The sequence below is a fragment of the Kitasatospora sp. NPDC091207 genome (assembly GCF_044768625.1).
Lineage (GTDB): Bacteria > Actinomycetota > Actinomycetes > Streptomycetales > Streptomycetaceae > Kitasatospora.
The window spans coordinates 352,110-371,146 of record NZ_JBIVVS010000003.1; the positions used below are offsets into that span (position 1 = coordinate 352,110).

The 19,037-nt window shown below is 74.4% G+C and carries 15 protein-coding genes; 8 read left to right on the forward strand and 7 right to left on the reverse strand.

Annotated features, from left to right (window positions below; genetic code table 11):
• The first annotated feature begins 12 nt into the window (after window positions 1–12).
• The 3 genes from ACIQTO_RS09175 (at window position 13) to ACIQTO_RS09185 (ending at window position 4,113) form a co-directional block, all read left to right on the forward strand.
• The gene (locus ACIQTO_RS09175) at window positions 13–882 is read left to right on the forward strand and encodes a 3-hydroxyacyl-CoA dehydrogenase family protein (protein WP_402384967.1); all 870 of its coding nucleotides are present in this window, start codon (window positions 13–15) and stop codon (window positions 880–882) included.
• 366 nt (window positions 883–1,248) lie between these two features.
• Window positions 1,249–1,593, forward strand: coding sequence for an STAS domain-containing protein (locus tag ACIQTO_RS09180; RefSeq protein ID WP_402384970.1), 345 nt, complete (start codon window positions 1,249–1,251; stop codon window positions 1,591–1,593).
• A 216-nt stretch (window positions 1,594–1,809) separates the two neighbouring features.
• On the forward strand, window positions 1,810–4,113 hold the full coding sequence (locus ACIQTO_RS09185) for an ATP-binding protein (RefSeq protein ID WP_402384973.1): 2,304 nt from the start codon (window positions 1,810–1,812) through the stop codon (window positions 4,111–4,113).
• A gap of 10 nt (window positions 4,114–4,123) precedes the next feature.
• Here ACIQTO_RS09185 and nucS read toward each other — a convergent pair whose 3' ends face one another.
• On the reverse strand, window positions 4,124–4,783 hold the full coding sequence (nucS, locus tag ACIQTO_RS09190; protein ID WP_380576510.1) for an endonuclease NucS: 660 nt from the start codon (window positions 4,781–4,783) through the stop codon (window positions 4,124–4,126).
• A gap of 485 nt (window positions 4,784–5,268) precedes the next feature.
• Between nucS and ACIQTO_RS09195 the strand changes: the two genes are divergently transcribed.
• Window positions 5,269–5,661 (forward strand): SCO5389 family protein, encoded by a 393-nt coding sequence (locus ACIQTO_RS09195; RefSeq protein ID WP_329489629.1) that lies wholly within the window; start codon window positions 5,269–5,271, stop codon window positions 5,659–5,661.
• Between the two features lie 144 nt (window positions 5,662–5,805).
• Here ACIQTO_RS09195 and ACIQTO_RS09200 read toward each other — a convergent pair whose 3' ends face one another.
• Window positions 5,806–7,113, reverse strand: a complete 1,308-nt coding sequence (locus tag ACIQTO_RS09200) for an LLM class flavin-dependent oxidoreductase (RefSeq protein ID WP_402384977.1) — start codon at window positions 7,111–7,113, stop codon at window positions 5,806–5,808.
• 228 nt (window positions 7,114–7,341) lie between these two features.
• On the opposite strand from ACIQTO_RS09200, the gene ACIQTO_RS09205 reads away from it, so the two are divergent.
• Window positions 7,342–7,665: an ATP/GTP-binding protein gene (locus ACIQTO_RS09205; RefSeq protein WP_402384980.1), complete on the forward strand. Its 324-nt coding sequence runs from the start codon at window positions 7,342–7,344 to the stop codon at window positions 7,663–7,665.
• A 46-nt stretch (window positions 7,666–7,711) separates the two neighbouring features.
• Here the strand turns inward: ACIQTO_RS09205 and ACIQTO_RS09210 are convergent, their stop codons facing one another.
• The gene (locus ACIQTO_RS09210; RefSeq protein ID WP_402384983.1) at window positions 7,712–8,479 is read right to left on the reverse strand and encodes an ABC transporter permease subunit; all 768 of its coding nucleotides are present in this window, start codon (window positions 8,477–8,479) and stop codon (window positions 7,712–7,714) included.
• A gap of 1 nt (window position 8,480) precedes the next feature.
• A complete protein-coding gene (locus tag ACIQTO_RS09215; RefSeq protein ID WP_402384985.1) occupies window positions 8,481–9,500 on the reverse strand; it encodes an ABC transporter ATP-binding protein in 1,020 nt (339 codons plus the stop codon).
• A 92-nt stretch (window positions 9,501–9,592) separates the two neighbouring features.
• Here ACIQTO_RS09215 and ACIQTO_RS09220 point away from each other — a divergent pair, with 92 nt between their 5' ends.
• Window positions 9,593–10,387, forward strand: coding sequence for an alpha/beta fold hydrolase (locus ACIQTO_RS09220; RefSeq protein WP_402384988.1), 795 nt, complete (start codon window positions 9,593–9,595; stop codon window positions 10,385–10,387).
• Entirely contained in the window at window positions 10,384–10,704 is a 321-nt protein-coding gene (locus ACIQTO_RS09225; protein ID WP_380576516.1) for a hypothetical protein, read from the forward strand. Before ACIQTO_RS09220 ends, ACIQTO_RS09225 begins: the two co-directional genes overlap by 4 nt.
• A 221-nt stretch (window positions 10,705–10,925) precedes the next feature.
• Here the strand turns inward: ACIQTO_RS09225 and ACIQTO_RS09230 are convergent, their stop codons facing one another.
• From ACIQTO_RS09230 to mce, 3 genes are all read right to left on the reverse strand, one after another.
• Complete coding sequence (locus ACIQTO_RS09230) at window positions 10,926–11,855, reverse strand: cellulose-binding protein (protein ID WP_218201876.1); 930 nt, start codon at window positions 11,853–11,855, stop codon at window positions 10,926–10,928.
• A gap of 107 nt (window positions 11,856–11,962) precedes the next feature.
• Complete coding sequence (locus ACIQTO_RS09235; protein WP_402384992.1) at window positions 11,963–16,546, reverse strand: hypothetical protein; 4,584 nt, start codon at window positions 16,544–16,546, stop codon at window positions 11,963–11,965.
• A gap of 515 nt (window positions 16,547–17,061) precedes the next feature.
• Window positions 17,062–17,514 carry a methylmalonyl-CoA epimerase gene (gene mce, locus ACIQTO_RS09240; RefSeq protein ID WP_402384995.1) on the reverse strand — a complete coding sequence of 151 codons (453 nt, stop codon included), beginning with the start codon at window positions 17,512–17,514 and terminating at the stop codon, window positions 17,062–17,064.
• A gap of 257 nt (window positions 17,515–17,771) precedes the next feature.
• Between mce and ACIQTO_RS09245 the strand changes: the two genes are divergently transcribed.
• The gene (locus ACIQTO_RS09245) at window positions 17,772–18,980 is read left to right on the forward strand and encodes an acetyl-CoA C-acetyltransferase (RefSeq protein ID WP_402384998.1); all 1,209 of its coding nucleotides are present in this window, start codon (window positions 17,772–17,774) and stop codon (window positions 18,978–18,980) included.
• Window positions 18,981–19,037: the final 57 nt, after the last annotated feature.

Consider the following 19,037-nt stretch of genomic DNA (forward strand, 5'->3'; position numbering starts at 1 on the left):
GGAGACCCAGCCATGAGCAACGCGTCCAGCCAGCAGATCGCCGTGATCGGTGCCGGCCTGATGGGGGCGGGGATCGCCCAGGTCTCCGCTCAGGCCGGCCACCCGGTGGTGCTGCGGGACGTCACCGAGGAGGCGCTGAAGCGCGGCCTCGACGGCATCCGCGCCTCGTACGAGAAGTTCGTCGCCAAGGGCAGGCTGACCGCCGAGGACGCCGAGGCGGCGCTCGGCCGGATCACCACCACGACGGACCTCGGCGCGGTCGCGGAGGCCGACATCGTGGTCGAGGCGGTCTTCGAGCAGCTGGACGTCAAGGAGGGCGTCTTCAGGGAGCTCGACAGGATCGCCAAGGACGGCGCGGTGCTGGCCTCCAACACCTCGGCCATCCCGATCACCCGGATCGCCGCCGTCACCAGCCGCCCCGAGTCGGTCGTCGGCGTGCACTTCTTCTCGCCGGTGCCGCTGATGCGTCTGGTCGAGCTGGTGCGCGGCTACAAGACCAGCGACGAGGCGCTCGCCACCGCGCGGGCCTTCGCCGAGGGCGTCGGCAAGGAGGTCGTGGTGGTCAACCGCGACGTGGCCGGCTTCGTCACCACCCGCCTGATCATGGCCCTGGTGGTCGAGGCCGCCAAGCTCTACGAGTCGGGCGTCGCCACCGCCGAGGACATCGACACCGCCTGCCGGCTCGGTTTCGGCCACGCGATGGGCCCGCTGGAGACCGCGGACCTGACCGGCGTCGACATCCTGCTGCACGCCGCCCGGAACATCTACGCCGAGACCAAGGACGAGAAGTTCGCCGCGCCGGAGATCATGGCGCGCATGGTCACCGCCGGTGACCTGGGACGCAAGAGCGGCCGGGGCTTCTACCCGTACCCCGCCAAGTGACGCGCCGGGGCCGGTGACCGGGCCGGGCCGTGCGGTCGGAGCACCGTACGGCCCACCGGCCGGGGCGGGTGAGTTTCCTCACGCCGGGTGCCGCAGACGGGTGATTTGGGCGGTAATCGAGCGTAGGTGTGGAGAGTTCCTGCGTATATTCCCTCGGACGAGTGAAGTTGCTTCAGATCTGGCCGGAACCAGCAACCTGCGGACCTGGTTCACCGTCAGATGAGGGGGACCCGGTCCACGCCGACGATGCTGCGGCCGGTCCCGGGCGCGGGGCTTCAGGCCCGCCCGGATGGACACCCGATCCCGGACCCGCGCGGCCGGGGCGGAACGACCCGAATCAGTGACCGCCAGGCGGAGGAGGAGACCATGCGCATCACGGGCGACCACGCGGCGCTGGCCATCGAGGGCTGCCTCGACGTGCGCACCGCCGCCGACGCGCGGGTCCGACTGCACACCGCCGTCGACGGCGGCCGGGGCGACCTCGTCCTGGACCTCGCCCGGCTGGAGTTCTGGGACGCCACCGGCCTCGGCGTGATCATGGGAACCCACCGCCGGGCCGGCCGGATCGGCCGCCGGCTGGTGCTGCGTTCCGTCCCGGCCCAGCTCCAGCGGCTGCTGGTGGCCACCCGACTGCACCGCATCCTCGCCGTGGAGGGCGGTGTCTCGGAGCCCCGCGGCACGACGCTGCCCGCGCTCGGCCCGGCGCTGTAGGCCCCGCGCCGCGCTCCCGCGCCCCTCGGGGCGGGTCCGCCCTGCGCGGGCCGGGCCGGATGTGCAAGAGTCTGCCGTCAGAAGACGGCCGCCGGGGACGGGACCGGCTCCTCCCTGCCTCCGGCCGGGCGGGGGTCCCCCCGGCCGGAGGCAGGGGGTGTGCCCCGGCCCGGACGGCCGTACCGAGTCGTCGGCCGACCAGGGGCGGAGCAGATCGTGGGACAGCCATCCGGTGAGTTCCGGCAGGAAGCCGTACGGATCCGGGGCGGTGAGCTGGTCTCCGGCACCCTGCTGGTGACCGTCGGCACCCCGGACGGGTCCGAGGTCCGGCCCTGCCCCGAGGAGTGGCGGCCCCGCCCGCGTCGGACCGGGCGCACCGAACCCGCCCGCGGCCCGCTCGGCGGCCCCGGCCGCGCGGTCGGACCGCTCGCCCTCGGCGCCGGTCCCGCCGACCTTCCGCTGCTCGACCGCGAGGCCGACATCGCACACCTGCTCGGCCTGCTCGCCGAGGGGCGTTCGATACGCCTGGTCGGCCAGGCCGGCTCGGGCCGCAGCGCGCTGCTGTCGGCCGTCGCCGAGGCCGCCGGCGACCTCGCGCCCGGCGGCGTCGTCCAGCTGTGCGGCCACCGCCGCACCGGCGACGACCTGCTCCAGGACCTCTTCGCCGCGACGCACCACGCGCCCGGCTTCCGTCCCGATCCGGGCCAACTCGCCGAGCACCTCGCCCTCGTCGGCGCGATCGTGGTCGTCGACGAGGTCGAACCGGCCGGCGCGGAGCTGGAGCACCTGCTCGCCGCCGCCCCCGACTGCGCCTTCCTGATCTCCGTCGCCCCCGACAGCCCGCCGCTGCCCGCCGACTCCCGGCTGCGGGACCACCTGGTCGCCGGGCTCTCCCGGTCCGCCTGCCTGGCGCTCGCCGCCCGGCTGGCCGGACGGCCCCTGGACGCCGCCGAGAAGGCCTGGGCGGTCGACCTCTGGTTCGAGTCCGAGGGGCTGCCGCTGCGCTTCGTCCAGGCCGCCGCGCTGCTGCGGCAGCGGGACGTCGCGGTGGACGCGCTGGTCGCCGCCGAGGAGGACCGGCTGGACGTCTTCGGCGCGGTCGAGGAGCCCGACCGGCACCCCGACCCGGCGGTCCGCGAGAGCGAGCTGCGCGGGACCGTGCCGCTGCCGTCCGTGGCCGAGAGCGCCTCGCCCGCCGTCCGGCTCGCCGAGGGGCTCAGTGAGCCGGCCCAGGCCGTACTGCGGCTCGCGGTGGCGCTCGGCGGTGAGTGCCCGACCGCCCCGCACCTGCCGGCGCTGATCGACGTCGGGCAGGGCGAGAGCGCGTTGCACGAACTCGCCGACGCGGGGCTGGCGGTGTCCATCGGCGGCCACCACCGGCTGACCGCCGGCGCGCAGGAGCTGCTCGCCCCGCACTGGCCCGCCCGCGGCAGCGTCGACGGTGCCGCCCAGCACTTCGCCTGGTGGGTCGGGCACAGCTCGGTCTCCACGGAACAGATCGCGGCCGAGGCGGAGGTGGTGATCGGGGCGCTGCTGGCCGACCGCGCCGCCGGCCGGCACACCGCCGTCCTGCGACTGGCCCGGGCGGCCGGGCCGGCGTTGGCGCTGGCGCTGCGCTGGGGTGCCTGGGAGCGTGCCCTGCTGCTCGGTCTGGAGGCCGCCCGCGCCACCGGCTCGCGGGCCGACGAGGCCTGGTTCCACCACGAGTTGGGCGTCCACGCGATCTGCGTCCGGGAGCCCGTGCGGGCCGCCGCCGAACTGGAGTCCGCGCTGACCCTGCGGGCCGCGCTCGGCGAGCCGCGCGGGGCCGCCGGCGCCCGCCGGATGCTCGACCTGCTGCGCGCCGACGGCCGGCAGCTGCCCGCTGCCGGGTCGACCGCGCCGATACCCGTGCGACGGCCCGTCATCCGGGCGATCGCGCAGGTGCCGTGGCGGTTCAAGACCACTCCGGGCACGGCCGGCGGCACCCGGCGCACCGTGATCGCCGCCTCGGCGGCCGTCCTCGCGCTGGGCGTGCTCGGTACGGCGGTCGGGCTGACCGTCACCGGCCCGGACGAGCCCCGCGGCAACGATCCGCACAGCAGCACGGACGACGGCTCCGGTGTGCCGGCGGGCCTGCCGACGCCCCGGCCGAGTCTGAGCCCCGCGGCGACGCCCTCCGACGTCGCGCAGAGCCCGGAGGCCTCGTCTCCGGAGACGGCGGCCCCGGAGGAGTCGGCGAGCGGCGGCGGGCCGTCGCACTCGCCGTCGGCGTCCGGGTCGGCGTCGAAGAAGCCCACCAAGTCGCCGACCGCGACCGGGACGGCCTCGCAGCCGCCCTCCCCGGGCCCGTCGCAGCCACCGGTGGTGCCGCCCGTGCAGCCGCCGGCTCAGCCGACCGTGCCGTCCCCGGTGCCGAGCGGCTCCGGTCCGAGCACGACGCCGCCGACGACCGCGCCTTCGACGCCGTCCTCCCCGAGTGCCGATCCGAGCACCCCGGGGACCGGTTCGCCGTCGGCGACCGCCACGGCCACCCCGTAGGGCTGACCGGTCAGAACAGCTTGAGCTTGTCGTCGTCGATGCCGCGCAGGCCGTCGTAGTCCAGCACCACGCAGCCGATACCGCGGTCGGTGGCGAGGACACGGGCCTGGGGCTTGATCTCCTGCGCGGCGAAGACGCCCTTCACCGGGGCGAGCAGCGGGTCCCGGTTGAGCAGCTCCAGGTAGCGGGTGAGCTGCTCGACGCCGTCGATCTCGCCGCGGCGCTTGATCTCGACGGCGACGGTCGTGCCGTCGGAGTCGCGGCAGAGGATGTCGACCGGGCCGATCGCGGTCGGGTACTCGCGGCGGATGAGCGACCAGCCGGCGCCGAGCACCTCCATCCGGTCGGCCAGCAGCTCCTGGAGGTGCGCCTCGACGCCGTCCTTGATCAGACCGGGGTCCACCCCGAGTTCGTGGGAGGTGTCGTGCAGCACCTCCTCCAGCGTGATGATGAGCTTCTCGCCGGCCTTGTTGACCACTGTCCAGACCCCGTCGGCCTCCTTGAGGGTGCACGGCGGGGACATCCAGTTGAGCGGCTTGTAGGCGCGGTCGTCGGCGTGGATGCTGACGCTGCCGTCGGCCTTGACCAGGATGAGCCTGGTGGCGGAGGGCAGATGGGCGGAGAGCCGACCGGCATAGTCGACTGAGCAGCGGGCAATTACGAGACGCACGGTCGACCACGCTAGCCCACCGGGGCCAGTTGATGCGATTCCGCGACGGCCGGGTGAAGAATCCGCGAACCCCGCGACCATGGAGGTTCGGCGATCCCGCGAATGCCTGTCGGCACTCTGGCGCCCATTCCCACGGGCAGCTACGGTGTGTGACGGCTCGCTTGCAGCAGAGCTGTCAACGGGGACGGAGACTTCAGATGAACGATCCAACAGGATCCGGCCAATCTGGTGCAGCGGGGCGTATTTACGGAGCAATCCACAGGAATCCCCGGCCTTGCTCCCCGTTGGCTGCCACGCTGTTCTGAGCGGCCGGTGCCCCGGCGCGTCCCCGACGCGGCCTCGGCGCCGACGCCTCCGCACGGTGCCGGTAACAGCCGTCCGACGGCGTTCCGGACATCACGCGTGAATTCGCCCACCCTCACCCTCAGCTTGGACTACGCATCACCACCCGGGCGCCGCGCGGGTGGACCGCGAGAGGAGAATCCATGTCGCTCGACGTCTCACCGGCCCTGCTGGAAAAGGCCGAGCGGGGCGAGGTCGACGAGCGGGAATTCGTCGACTGCGTCCGCGTCTCCCTGCCGTACGCCTGGGAGCTGATCAGTTCGCTGGTCGCCCAGGCGAAGGTCGACGGCACCGACTTCGCCGACAACCACGTACCGCCGCCCAGCGAGCAGGCCCGCGGCCAGCTCCTCCGGGCCCTCGCCAGCGACGCCATCAGGGGCGCTCTGCAGCGTCACTTCGGCGTCCGGCTGGCCTTCCAGAACTGTCACCGGGTGGCGGTGTTCCTGCCGTCGGACTCCAACGAGGCGCGGTTCGATCGCTTCACGTCCGTCCGGGAGCAGTTGCTCAACCAGTCCGAGGAACTCCGGGACTGCTGATCGCGCGGGCCTGTTGCGTCGGTACGACGGCGCAGGGAGCGCCGGTGCCGCTCCGGCGGCACCGGAACGCCACCGGGCCGCCCCACCCCGTCGCGGGGGAGGGGCGGCCCGGCGGCGTCCGCCGTCCGGACCGGGCCGGTGGCGTCAGCTCAGTTGCGGCAGCACCTCGGAGCCGAGCCGGGCGATGTTCCGCAGCGTGGCCTCGCGGTCCCCGCTGCCCTCGGCGAGGAGGGCGAAGCGCCTGATGCCGGTGCGCTCGGCGGTGGCCAGCAGCCGGTCGGCGCACTGCTTCGGGGTGCCCACCGCGTGCAGGTCGCAGAGGAGTTCGGTGTACTCGTGCGGGTCGCGCATCTTGCGTTCCCGGCCGTCCACGGTGCGGTGCGCGCCGAGCCCGTACTCGAACCAGCCGGGCATCGCGCGCAGCAGCGTCGCCCGCGCCGCCGAGGTGCGGTCGTCGACCTGCGCCACCCCGGCCGCGACGTGTTGGCGGCCGATCCGGCGCAGCTGCTCCTCGTTCCGGCCGGCGGCCAGCCAGGCGGTGCGGTAGAGCTCCAGCATCCTCAGCTTGTCGTCGTCCCCGGAGTGCATGCCGAGCAGCATCGGCAGGCCGCGTTCGGCGGCGAGCCGGACCCCGCCGGGCGAGGTGCAGGCCACCACCATCGGCGGCCCCGTGACCGGGCGCCCCGAGGCGGTGAGTTCCTCGCCGGGCCCGTCCGTCTCCACCCGCTGGCGCGGGAAGCGCAGCAGCCCGGACTGGTCGCCGAGACCGAGCCAGGCACCGAGGTCGGGCCGCCGGGGCGGTTCGGTGGCCCGTGGCACCACGGCCACCTCCGGGAAGCTGAACTGCGGCCCGTCCGCGCCCACCCGGGAGCCGCGAAGCCAGCGCAGCAGCAGGTCGAGCCGCTCCGGGAAGCCCTGTTCGAAGGCCTCCACACCGGCGCCGAAGACATCCAGGTCGATCCACGGGCCGCCGCGCCCCACCCCGAGCGTGAACCGCCCGCCGGAGACGAGGTGCAGCATCGCGGCCTGTTCGCCGAGCGCCACCGGGTGGGCGGTGGAGAGCACGCTGACCGCCGTGCCGATGCCGATCCGGCGGGTGCGGCCGAGCAGCATCGCGGCGAGCGTCGCGGCGTTCGGGCAGACCCCGTACGGGACGAAGTGGTGCTCGGCCAGCCAGACGCTGTCCAGGCCGGCCCGTTCGGCCTCGACGGTGGCCCGGACCGTCCGGTCCAGGGCCTCGCCGTGGGTCTGGCCGGGGAACTGCGCGGAGAGCAGGAAGGCACCGACCCGGACCGGTGCGGTGTCCGCCGGGCGCGTGCCGGAGCGCTGGGGCGCCGGCAGGGGGGTGCCGGCGGCGGTGGCCGGGCCGGCGGTCGTCGGTGCCGGGCCGACCGCGGGCGGCCGGACTCCGACGGGTCGGCGGGTCTCGGCGCGGGCGCTGGTCTTGGTCATCCTTGGGCCTCCTCGGGTGCGCGCAGGGTCTGCGGGCCCCGCCTGTCCCCTTGTGAGTAACCGATGTCATGTGCCAATGGCACGCCGAACCACGAATTTCACAGAAGAACGGGTGGATATCACGGGAAACGCCGGAGCGTCGGGCGGTGCCGTGATAGTGGCTCTGAGGGGTGGGCGCCGGCCGTAACCTGGAACGGTCCCGAGCACCCCGTAGAGAGGCAGCCAGACGTGTCGCCCCGCCGCAACCGGATCAAGAGTGCAGCCGATCACGAGGACTCGGCGCCGGCCGCCCCGCTCGGCGGTGCCCTGCGCCGCACCGAGAGCTACCAGGGCGACGACTGGGTGGTGCAGACGGTGGCCGGCACCGCCGGCCGCCACTACCGCTGCCCGGGCTGCGACCAGGAGATCCCGCCGGGCGTCGGCCATGTGGTGGCCTGGCCGATGTACGGCGCCGGGGTGGACGATCGCCGGCACTGGCACCGGGCCTGCTGGGGCGCCCGCGACCGGCGGGCCTCCAACGTCCAGCGCGGCCGCGGCGCCCCGCGGTACTAGACCGGGTCCGGGGCGCCGCGACCGCGTCGGTGCGGTGCGGTGCGGGTCAGGCGTCGCGGTTCTTCAGCACCAGCGCGCCGCCGGCCAGCGCGGCCACCGTCCAGGCCAGGCAGATCGCGAAGCCGGCCCACGGGCCGTACGGCTGGCCGTGCTGCTCGTAGACCAGCATCATCCGCGAGCCGGCGTAGTCGGGGAAGTAGTGCGCCAGCGTCTTGACCTTCGGCACCGCCGAGAGGATCGGCGAGAGCAGGAAGAAGAACGGGACCAGCACGCCCAGCGCCAGCGTCTGGTTGTGCAGCATCGCGGTGACCCCGGCCGAGAAGAGGCAGAGCAGCGTCAGGTACATCGCCGCGCCGAACACCGCGCGCAGCACGTGCGGCTCGCCGAGGCTGGTGGAGTGGTCGCCGAGCAGCGCCTGGCCGACGAAGAACGTGATGAACGCGGTGACCAGGGAGACCGCGAAGGCCAGCGCGCCGAGCACCACCGCCTTGCCGGCGAGCAGGGTCCCGCGCTGCGGAACGGCGGCCAGGGTGACTCTGATCATCCCGCTGCTGTACTCGTTGCCGATCGCCAGCACGCCGAAGACGATGATGGCCAGTTCGCCCAGGATGATGCCCGAGAAGGCCGTCCCGGTGGCGTCGAACGGGATGTCCGTGTCGCCCCGGAACTCGTTGAAGTTGTTGTTGGTGAGCAGGGACAGCAGCGCGCCGATGCCGAGGGTGACCACGAACGCCAGCGCGAGCGTCCAGACCGTCGACCGGACGCTGCGGATCTTCGTCCACTCGGAGCGCAGCACCGCCGGGAAGGACGCCATCTCAGTTCTCCTTCTGCTGTCCGGCCGGCTGTTGCGCGGCCGGCGTCTGCTGCGCCGCGGCGCCCTGCCAGGACGCGCCCCAGGTGCCGGCGGCGCCGGCCGCGTCGCGACCCTCGGCGCTCCCGGCGTGGTACTCCACCGAGTCGGCCGTCATCTGCATGAAGGCCTCTTCCAGCGAGGCCTGCTGGGGGCTGAGTTCGTGCAGCACCACCCCGTGGGCGGCGGCGAGGTCGCCGAGCGCGGCGAGCTCGCCGTCGACCACCTCGTAGGAGCCGTCCGGGCCCGGTTCGCCGCGCAGTCCGGCGCCGGCCAGGGCGTCCAGCAGCCGCTCGGGCTGGGGGGTACGCAGCCGGACGGCGGAGCGGGAGTTGCGCCGGATGAACTCGGCCATCGGCAGGTCGGCCAGCAGCCGGCCCCGGCCGATGACGACCAGGTGGTCGGCGGTGACGGCCATCTCGCTCATCAGGTGCGAGGAGACGAAGACGGTCCGGCCCTCGGCGGCGAGGCGCTTCATCAGGTTGCGGATCCAGAGGATGCCCTCCGGGTCCAGCCCGTTGACCGGCTCGTCGAACATCACGATCTCCGGGTCGCCGAGCAGGGCGGAGGCGATGCCGAGCCGCTGGCCCATGCCGAGAGAGAAGCCGCGGGCGCGCTTGCGGGCGACCGGGGTGAGGCCGACCAGGGCGAGCACCTCGTCCACCCGGCCGGTGGGGATGCGGTTGCTCTGGGCGAGCCAGAGGAGGTGGTCGCGGGCGGTGCGGCCGGGGTGGACGGCCTTGGCCTCCAGCAGTGCCCCGATGTACTTCAGGGGCTCGCTGAGCTGCCCGTATCTCTTGCCGTCGATGGTGACGCGGCCGCCGGTGGGCCGGTCGAGGTCCAGGATCATGCGCATGGTGGTGGACTTGCCGGCGCCGTTGGGGCCGAGGAACCCGGTGACCACGCCCTGCGGCACCTGGAAGCTGAGCCGGTCGACGGCAAGGGTCTTCCCGTAACGCTTTGTCAGTTCGTGCAACTCGATCATTGGCGCTCCCTCACTCTCCGTCAGGCTATGACAAAGCGGACAGGGCGGCCCGCTGAGTGCGCCCGCCGGGCGCACCGAACTACGGTGGGCCCATGACCCAGCTCCCCTCCGCATTGTCGGTCCGCGAGAGCGGTACCGGAATGCCCCTCGTGCTGTTGCACGCCTTTCCGCTCAACGCCTCGATGTGGTCCGCCCAACTGGACGGGCTGCCCGGGACGACCGGTCACGAGGCCCGGGTACTCGCACCCGACCAGCGCGGCTTCGGCGGCACCGAGCTGGGCACGGGCGAGCCCTCGCTGGACGCGGTGGCCGACGACGTCGCCCTGCTGCTGGACGCGGCCGGGATCGGGCGGGCGGTGATCGGCGGCATCTCGATGGGCGGGTACGTGGCGCTCGCCTTCGCCCGTCGCCACCCGGAGCGGCTGGCCGGGCTGCTGCTGGCCAACACCAGGGCCACCGCCGACACCGACGCCGCCCGGACCAACCGCGAGCGGATCGCCGCCGCCGTGCTGGCCCGCGACAGCGTCCAGCTGCTGCTCGACGAGGGGACGGCGGCGGCCCAGCTCGGCCCGGACTCCGGGCACCTGGCCGACCGGGTGCGGTCGCTGATCGCCGCCGCGCCGCCGGCGGCGGTGGCCTGGGCGCAGCGGGCGATGGCGGCCCGGCCGCAGAGCCTGGACGTGCTGGCCGGGGTGCGGGTGCCGACCGCGGTCGTGGCGGGGGCGCAGGACGGCCTGGTGCCGCTGGAGGAGGCGGAGCTGATGGTGCGGGCGCGGCCCGACGCCGAGCTGACCGTCATCCCCGGGGTGGGGCACCTGAGCGCGCTGGAGGCGCCGGAGGCGTTCGACGCGGCGGTGCGCGGGCTGCTGGCGCGGGTGACGCGATGAGGGAGGAGCGGGCGGAGACCGGCGGCTGGGACTTCTCGGCGCTGGAGGTGACCGGTCGGGTGCCGGTCACCAACCGCGGTGAGGGGCTGCTCGAACTGACCCTGGAGCCGCTCGGCGAGGACTACTGGATGCGCCCGGGGGAGACCTTCATCGTCACCTCGTACGGCGACTACGGGTCGGGGCACCCCTTCGAGGTGCAGTACTGGCGGGACTCGGTCTCGGTCTGGTGCACGTCGTGGTTCGGCACCGTGTCGGACGACGACGGCAACCAGCTGAGCTGTGGCCACCAGCGGCCGGACGGGGCCTATCCGCGCTGAACGCGCGGGGCGGGAGGTCGGACCGGCCGGCTTCCCGCTCCGGGTCGCCGCGGGGAGTCCCAGCGGCCTCCAGAGGCGTCACGGGCCCGGGGCGGGGTCCAACGGGCTCGGCGGGCCCCCGGCGGGCCGTGGGGGTCCGGCGGCCGGCCGTGCCGGGGTGCCGGGCCGGGACAGCACGACGGGCCCCCACCCCGGAGGGTGGGGGCCCGTCGGACGCGGCGTCAGCGCGACTGCTGGGCGGGCACGCCCATGGTGTCGTCGTTCGGCAGCGAGGCGGCGGCCACGGCCGCGCCCGTCAGCGTCGCCAGCATCTCGCGGACGTTGGTCAGCTGGGCGTTGATGCTGTCGCGGCGGTTGGTGAGCGCCGCCAGCTCGCGCTCGGACTCGCTGCGGATCCGGTCGGCCTTGGCGTTGGCGTCCGCCACGATGTCCTCGGACTGGCGCTGGGCCGTCTCCACCGTCTGGCGGGCGCGGCGCTCGGCGTCGGTACGCAGCTTCTCGGCCTCCAGGCGCAGCTGCTCGGCCCGGTGCTCGATCTCGGCCAGGCGCTTCTCGGCCTTGGCCTGACGGGCGGCCAGGTCCCGCTCGGACTGCTCGCGGCGCTTGGCCAGGTTGGTCTCGAACTCCAGCGCGGCCTGGGCGGCCTTGGTGCGGGTCTCCTCGAAGAGGGCGTCCGCCTCCTCGCGCTTGTTCTGGGCGTCCTTGTTGGCCTCGGCACGCAGCTGGGCGCTGTCGCTCTTGGCCTTGTCGACGATCCGCAGACCCTCGTCCTCGGCCTTGGCCTTGCGGTCCTTGGCGTAGTTCTCGGCCTCGGTGCGGACCTGCTGGGCGGCCGCCTCGGCCAGCTCGCGGTGCTGCTCGGCGGCGCGGTGCGCCTCGTCGCGCAGGTCCTTGGCCTCCTCCTCGGCGAGTCGCAGGATCTTCTCGACCCGGGCGCCGAGACCGGCGTAGGAGGGCTCCGCCTCGGTGACCGCCGCCTGCGCGGTCTGGGTCTCCAGGTGGAGTTCCTCGATGCGCTTCTCCAGCGCGCTGATCCGGGTCAAGGCACTGTCACGGTCGGCCACCAGCTTGGTGATCCGCTCGTCGACCTGGGCGCGCTCGTACCCACGGCGCACCAGGTCGAAGCCGTGAGGGGAGTGACTGTCGCTCATGGGGTTCTGGGCTTCCTGTCGTCAAACCGCTGAGGTGGTTGAGGGAATCCTGACACGGTACCGGAGTGTCGTCGGCGAAATGCCGTTGTCTCGCGGAGAATGTCCGCTCAATCGGGTGGTGCGCCACCGGGGCGATTGCCACCCGACCGGGGGGAACCGACTCCGGCGCCGGCCTTGGCCCCCCCGTCTTTCTTACTGGTACTTCCCCCGTTTGCCTGCACGACCGGTGACGGTGCTTCGAACGCCTCCAGCGCGGACAGCACGTCCTGCACCCTGGAGATCTCGGTGTTGATGTCCTTGCGGCGGCGCACCAGCTCGTCCAGCTCGCGCCGGCCCTCGTCGGTGACCCGCTTCGCCTCGGTCCGCGCCTCGGCGAGCACCCGCTCGGCCTCCGCCTTCGCCAGCTCGATCTGCTCGTCGGCGGCCTCGTCGGCGGTGCGCAGCCGCTTCTCCGCCTCGGCCGCCGCCGTCTCGATCCGCTCCTCGGACTCGTCCTGGGCGGACTTCAGCTTGGCCTCGGCCTTGATGATCAGGGCCTCGGCGCGGTCGGTCGAGTCGGCGAGCTTGGTCTCGGCCTCCTTGAGCAGGCCCTCGGCCTTGCGGACGGCCGAGATCCGGACCTTGCTGGCCTCGGCGGACGCCTGCGAGGTCAGCTCGTTGGCGCGGTCCTCGGCGGCCGCGACCAGTGCCGCCGCCCGGTCCTCGGCCTCGGCGACGGCGGCCACCGCCTGCTCCTCGGCCTCGGTCAGCTGCTCCTGGGCGGCCGTCACCAGCGCGTCCACCCGCTCGCCGGCCGACTTCATGGCCTGCGCGTTCTCCTTGCGGGCGCGCTCGTGCAGGGCCTCCACCTCGGCGTCGATGCGCTCGCGCAGCTCCTCGGCGCGCTCGCGGATCGCGGTGGCGTCCCGGCGGGCCTCGGACAGCAGGGCGTCGGCGTCGGCCCGGCCCTTCTCGACCTCGGCCTGCCCGGCGGCCTCGCCGGCCGCGACCAGCCGGTCGGCCTCCTTGCGGGCGGCCGCGACCATCGCGTCCGCCTGCTCCTCGGCGGCCGCGGTGGTGGCCAGCGCGGTGGTCTGGGCGTCCTCGCCGAGCGCCTCGGCGTCGGCGAAGGCCCGCTCCAGGACGGACTTGGCCTGGTCGCGGGTGGCCTTGTCGAAGTGTTCGGCGGCCTCGCGGGTCTCGGTGTCGAAGGCGTCGGCGCGGGCGTGGGTGTCCGCGTCGTAGTCGTCCGCGAGACTCCGGGTGGCCAGCGCGTACTCCTCGGCCTCGGCCCGCAGCGCGGCGGCGAACTCCTCGGCCTCGGCGATCGTGGCGGCGGCCCGCGCCTCGCCGGCGGCCACCGTCCGGGCGGCCCGCTCGTCGGCCGCGGCGCGCTGCTGCTCGGCGGCCTCCTGGGCGGCGCGCAGCTCGGCCTCGGCCTCGGTGCGCAGCTGCTCGTCGTAGGCCTGTGCCTCGGCGCGCCGGTGGGCCAGCTCGGCCTCGGCGGCCTCCCGCTGGGCGGTCAGCTCCAGCGCGGTCTGCTCGCGCAGTGCGGCCGTCTCGGCCGTGGTGCGGGCCCGCAGGTCGGTGGTCTCGCGGTCGGCCAGCGCCCGCAGCTCGGCGGTCTCCCGCTCGGCGGTGTCGCGCAGCTCGGCGACGGCGCGGTCGGTCCGCTCGCGCAGCTCGCCGGTCTCGCGGTCGGCCAGCGCCCGCAGCTCGGCGGTCTCCCGCTCGGCGGTGTCGCGCAGCGCGTCGGCGGCCCGGTCGGCCTCCCGGCGGACCTCGGCGGCCTCGCGCTCGGCCGTGTCGCGCAGCTCCGCGATCTGCTGGGAGGCGGACTCGTGCATACCGGCCACCGACTGGCGGACCTCGGCGGCCTCCTCCTCGGCGGTGGCGATCAGCTCGGCGGCCTCGGCCTTGGCGGCGGCCGTCAGCTCGTCGCCGTCGACGCCGGCCTGCTCCAGCACCGCGCGCGCCTCGGCACGGATCGCGTCGGCGGTGGCGCGGGCCTCGGAGAGCTCCCGGCCGGCTTCGGCCCGGACGGTCCCGGCCTGCTCGGCGGCCAGGGTCAGATCGGCCTCGGCCCGCTCGCGCAGGGCCGAAGCGGCGGCCTGGGCCTCGGCCGTCCGCTGCGCGGCGGTGGCGAGGGCGGCCTCCAGGGCCTCCTCGGCCTCCGCCAGCAGCCGGGCGGTCTCGGCGGTGGTGCGCTCGGTGAGTTCGGCGGCGCTCTGTTCGGCTTCGGTGCGTACGCGGTCGGCGTGTGCTTCGGCGGCCTCGCGGAGTGCGGTCGTCTCGGTGGCGGTGCGCTCGGTGAGTTCGGCGGCGCTCTGTTCGGCTTCGGTGCGCAGGCGGTCGGCGTGTGCTTCGGCGGCCTCGCGGAGTGCGGCGGTCTCGGTGGCGGTGCGCTCGGTGAGTTCGGCGGCCGCCGTCTCGGCCTGCTCGTGGGCGGCCCGGGCGGCGGCCAACCGCTCGGCCGTCTCCTCGCGCTCGCGGAGCAGCCCGGCGGAGGCCTCCTCGCGCTCGCGCCGGCTCTCCTCGCGCAGCGCCTCGGCGGCGGCGTCGGCCTCGGCCCGGGTACGGGCCAGCTCGGCGTCGGCCTCGGTGCGCAGCCGCTCGGCGTCGGCGATCGCGGCGTTCCGGACGGCGGTGGCCTCGGCCTGGGCGTCGGCCCGGACGGCCTGTGCCCCGGCGCTCGCCTCGGCCCGTACCCGCTGGTCGAACTCGGTTGCCTCGCGGCGCAGTTCGCCGGTCTCGCGTTCGGCGGCGGTGCGGTTCTCGGCCGCGGCGGCCTTGGCCGCGGCGAGCGCGTCCTGGCCCTGCTGCTCGGCGGAGACGACGATCTTCTCGGCCTCGGCGCGGGCCCGCTCCAGGGTCTGCTCGGCGCGGCCCTGGGTCTCGGCGGCCTGCTGCTTGGTCTGCTCGCGCAGCCGCTCGATCTCGGCGGCCGCGCCGGCCCGGAGCTCGTCCGCGTCGGTCTTGGCCTTGGTCAGCAGCTCCTCGGCGCTCTTCGCCGACTCCTCGATCTGGACGACGGCCTGGCGACGGGCCTCGCCGCGGACCCGGTCGGCCTCGGCGGCGGCCTGGGCGCGCAGTTCCTCGGCCTCGGCCCGCAGCCGGGCGGCCTCGTCCTGCATCTGCCGGACCCGCTCGCGGATGCCGGCGGCGTCGTCCAGGGCGGCGTTCTGGGCCTGCTCGACGGCGGCCTGCGCCTGCTCGCGCAGCCGCTCCGCCTCGGCGGCGGCCTCGGTGCGGATCCGCTCGGCCTCCGTGGTGGCCTCGGCGCGGGCGGTCTCGGCGTCCTGGTTGGCCCGGCCGAGCACCTCCTCGGCCGTCTTGGCGGCCTTGGCGAGGTGGACGGTGGCGTCCTTGGCGCCGGCCGCCCGGCCGGCCTCCTCGGCCTCGCTGCGCAGCTGCTCGGCGGCGGCCTCGGCCTGGGCGCGCAGTTCGGCGACATCGCGCTCGGCCCGCGCCCGCAGGTCCGCGATGGCGGCCTCGGCCTCGGCGCGCAACTGGCCGGCCACCGATTCGGCGGTGGCGCGCAGGCGCTCGCTCTCCTCGGCGGCGGCCGCCTTGGCGGCCTCCGCCTCGGCCTGCTTGGTGGCGGCCTCGGCCTTGATGGCCGCGGCTTCCTTGGTGGCGTGCGCGACCATCCGGGCGACCTCGGCCCGGGCGGTCTGCGAGCGCTGCTCGCTGGCGGCCTCGCCGTCGGCGACCTTGCGCTCGGCGGCGGCCTCGGCGTCCGCCTGCAGCTGCTCGGCGGCGACCTCGGCCTGGGCGCGCAGCTCGGTGGCCTCCCGCCGGGTGCGCTCGGCCTCGGCGATCGCCTCGGCGCGCAGCCGCTCGATCTCGGCCTGGGCGTGGGCGAGTGCCTCCTCCGCGCGGGCCTGCTCGGCGGTGGTGTGCTCCTTGAGCCGGCCGATCTCGGCCTGGGCGGCGGCGAGCTGCTGCTCGGCGGCGGCGTGCGCGGTGGCCAGCTGCAGCTGGGCCTCGCCGCGGGCGGCGTCGACGTCGGCGGCGGCCTGGGCGCCGGCCTGCTGGGCCTGCTCGGAGGCGGCCCGCAGCAGGCGTTCGGCGTCGCTGTGGGCGCGCTGGATGGCGGCCTCGGCGGCCGCCTGGGCCTCGCCGCGGGCGGCGTCGACGTCGGCGGCGGTCTGGGCACGGGCCTGGTCGGACAGGGCGGCGGCCTCGGCGCGGGCGGCGGCCATCATCCGGTCGGCCTCGCTGCGGGCCTCCTGGAGCAGGCGCTGGGCCTCCTGCTCGGTGCCGGCCCGGGTCTGCTCGGCCCAGTTGACGTTCTCGTTGACGTGCTGCTCGGCGCTGCGCCGCAGCTCGGTGAGCTCGTCCTCCAGCTGGCGGCGGCGGGCGGCCAGCTCGGCCTCCAGCCGGGCGGTGCGCTCGGCGGCCTCGGCCATCAGCCGCTGGGTGGCCTGCTGGGAGTCGCGCAGCTGCCGCTCGGCGTCGGCACGCAGCTGCTGGGCCTGCATCTCGGCGGTGCGGAGCATCTGCTCGGCCTGGCCGGAGACGGCGTCGAAGGCACGCGGCTGGGCGAGCATGCGACGGGACTCGTGCAGCTTGGCCCGGAGCACCTCCACCTGGTAGGCGAGGTCCTCGGCATGCTCGACGGCCTTGTCCCGCTCCTTGCGAGTCCGATCCATCTCGGCCTCGAACTGGGAGAGGTGATCGTCAGCCTCGTAGCGGTCGTAGCCCCGCACTCCGCGGTCCCATCCATCTCCTGGTCGCGTCCTCGACCCGGCCGTTCCCGGGCTCCCGTGTCCGGGGCCCCGGTCCGACTGGTCCTTGCATCCGCAGCCGGTGGACGGCCCCTTCTGGTCGGGGGCGTCCGCCACGGTCGTCGAAGTCCTGGGCATGGGAGCGCGGTCGTGCCGCGTTCCCCCGTCCGGGTGGACTCCTGGGCGAACTCTTGCCTTGTGGAGAATATGGTGACAGATCCGCACTGCGACTGTTCAGCCGTGCCCGCGTAATGGACTCCCCTGCGACGGGCCGACCCGCCGGTGGGCGGACAGGCCTGTCATCGGCCGTGCCCGTCGTCCCCGTCCCCCGGAGTCTTCGCGCACCTGGGCATTGTAGTGGGAGCGTCCTGCGGGGGAATGGCCGCGTAGGGGTTTTCCGGGCATCGGGCGACATTACTGACGGGTCATGAGGGTGGCGGGCCCCCGACGGGCCCCTCGGCGGGTGCCGTCGGAGCCCGACGGCACCCGGGCACGGGTCAGTGCTCGTCGTGCTCGGCGGGCTCGGCGGGCTCGGCGGAGGTGACCAGTTCGGTGAGGACGCCGCCGCAGTCCTTGGGGTGCAGGAAGGTGATCCGGGAGCCCATCGAGCCGATCCGGGGCTGCTCGTAGAGGACCCGGACGCCCTTGGCGCGGATCTCCTCGGAGTCGCCGTCCACGTCGGCGGTGCCGAACGCGATGTGGTGGACGCCCTCGCCGTTCTTCTCCAGCCACTTGGCGACCGTGGAGTCGGGGCGGGTGGGCTCCAGCAGCTGCAGGTACGAGGCGCCGCCGTCACCGGTGTCGTTGATCTTGAGCATGGCCTCGCGCACCCCCTGCTCCTCGTTGACCTCGCTGTGGAACACCTCGAAGCCGTAGGTGGCGCGGTAGAACTCGACCGTCTTGTCGAGGTCGCGGCAGGCGATGCCGATGTGGTCGATACGAGTGAGCACGGTGGCCTCCGGGTCTGGGCGGGCAACGGGACGGGCAACGGGACGGCAACAGTGCAGCGCATGCGGCCGGGGTGCGCCAGCGATCCGGGTGCGAGCCTGCTCACACGGGCGGGGTTCACCCGGACCGGGTTGACACGGTGTTGACTGGATCGTGCCAGTGCGCTCGATCACACCGTCGGTCCGGTGACGGACGGGTAGCGGGTCAGTACATTGAGCGGAATCCTCACCTGGCCACGACGTGCGAAGGGGCTCGTCCCATGACCAACACCACCTCTGTGATCGTTGCCGGTGCGCGGACCCCGATGGGTCGCCTGCTCGGTTCGCTCAAGGGATTCTCCGGCGCCGACCTCGGGGCCGTCGCGATCAAGGCCGCCCTGGAGCGGGCCGGCGTCACGGGGGACCAGGTCCAGTACGTGATCATGGGTCAGGTGCTGCAGGCCGGCGCCGGCCAGATCCCGGCCCGCCAGGCCGCCGTCAAGGCGGGCATCCCGATGAACGTCCCGGCGCTGACCATCAACAAGGTCTGCCTCTCCGGTCTGGACGCCATCGCGCTGGCCGACCAGCTGATCCGGGCCGGCGAGTTCGACATCGTGGTGGCCGGCGGCCAGGAGTCCATGACCAACGCCCCGCACCTGCTGCCGAAGTCCCGCGAGGGCTACAAGTACGGCGCGATCGAGCTGCTGGACGCGATGGCGCACGACGGCCTCACCGACGCCTACGAGAACATCCCGATGGGCGAGTCCACCGAGAAGCACAACACCCGCCTCGGCATCCCGCGCGAGGTCCAGGACGAGATCGCCGCCGCCTCCCACCAGCGGGCCGCCAAGGCCCAGCAGAACGGCGTCTTCGAGGCCGAGATCGCCCCGGTGGAGATCCCGCAGCGCAAGGGCGAGCCGCTGGTCTTCAGCCAGGACGAGGGCATCCGGGCGGACACCACCGTCGAGGGCCTGGCCAAGCTGCGCCCGGCCTTCGCCAAGGACGGCACGATCACCGCCGGCACCTCCTCGCAGATCTCCGACGGCGCCGCCGCGGTGGTCGTGATGAGCAAGGCCAAGGCCGAGGAGCTGGGCCTGAGCTGGATCGCCGAGATCGGCGCGCACGGCAATGTCGCGGGCCCGGACAACTCGCTGCAGTCGCAGCCGTCCAACGCGATCAAGCACGCGCTGGCCAAGGAGGGCCTGGAGGTCGGCGACCTCGACCTGATCGAGATCAACGAGGCGTTCGCGGCCGTCGCCCACCAGTCGACCAAGGACCTGGGCGTCTCCTCCGACATCGTGAACGTCAACGGCGGCGCGATCGCGCTCGGCCACCCGATCGGCATGTCCGGTGCCCGCGTGGTGCTGCACCTGGCGCTGGAGCTCCAGCGCCGCGGCGGCGGCATCGGCGCGGCCGCGCTCTGCGGCGGCGGCGGTCAGGGCGACGCGCTGATCGTCCGCGTCCCGCAGGAGCCGGCCGCCAAGGCCTGATCGTCCGACATACCTTCGGGGCTGCGGACCGCCACCAGCGGTCCGCGGCCCTTCGGC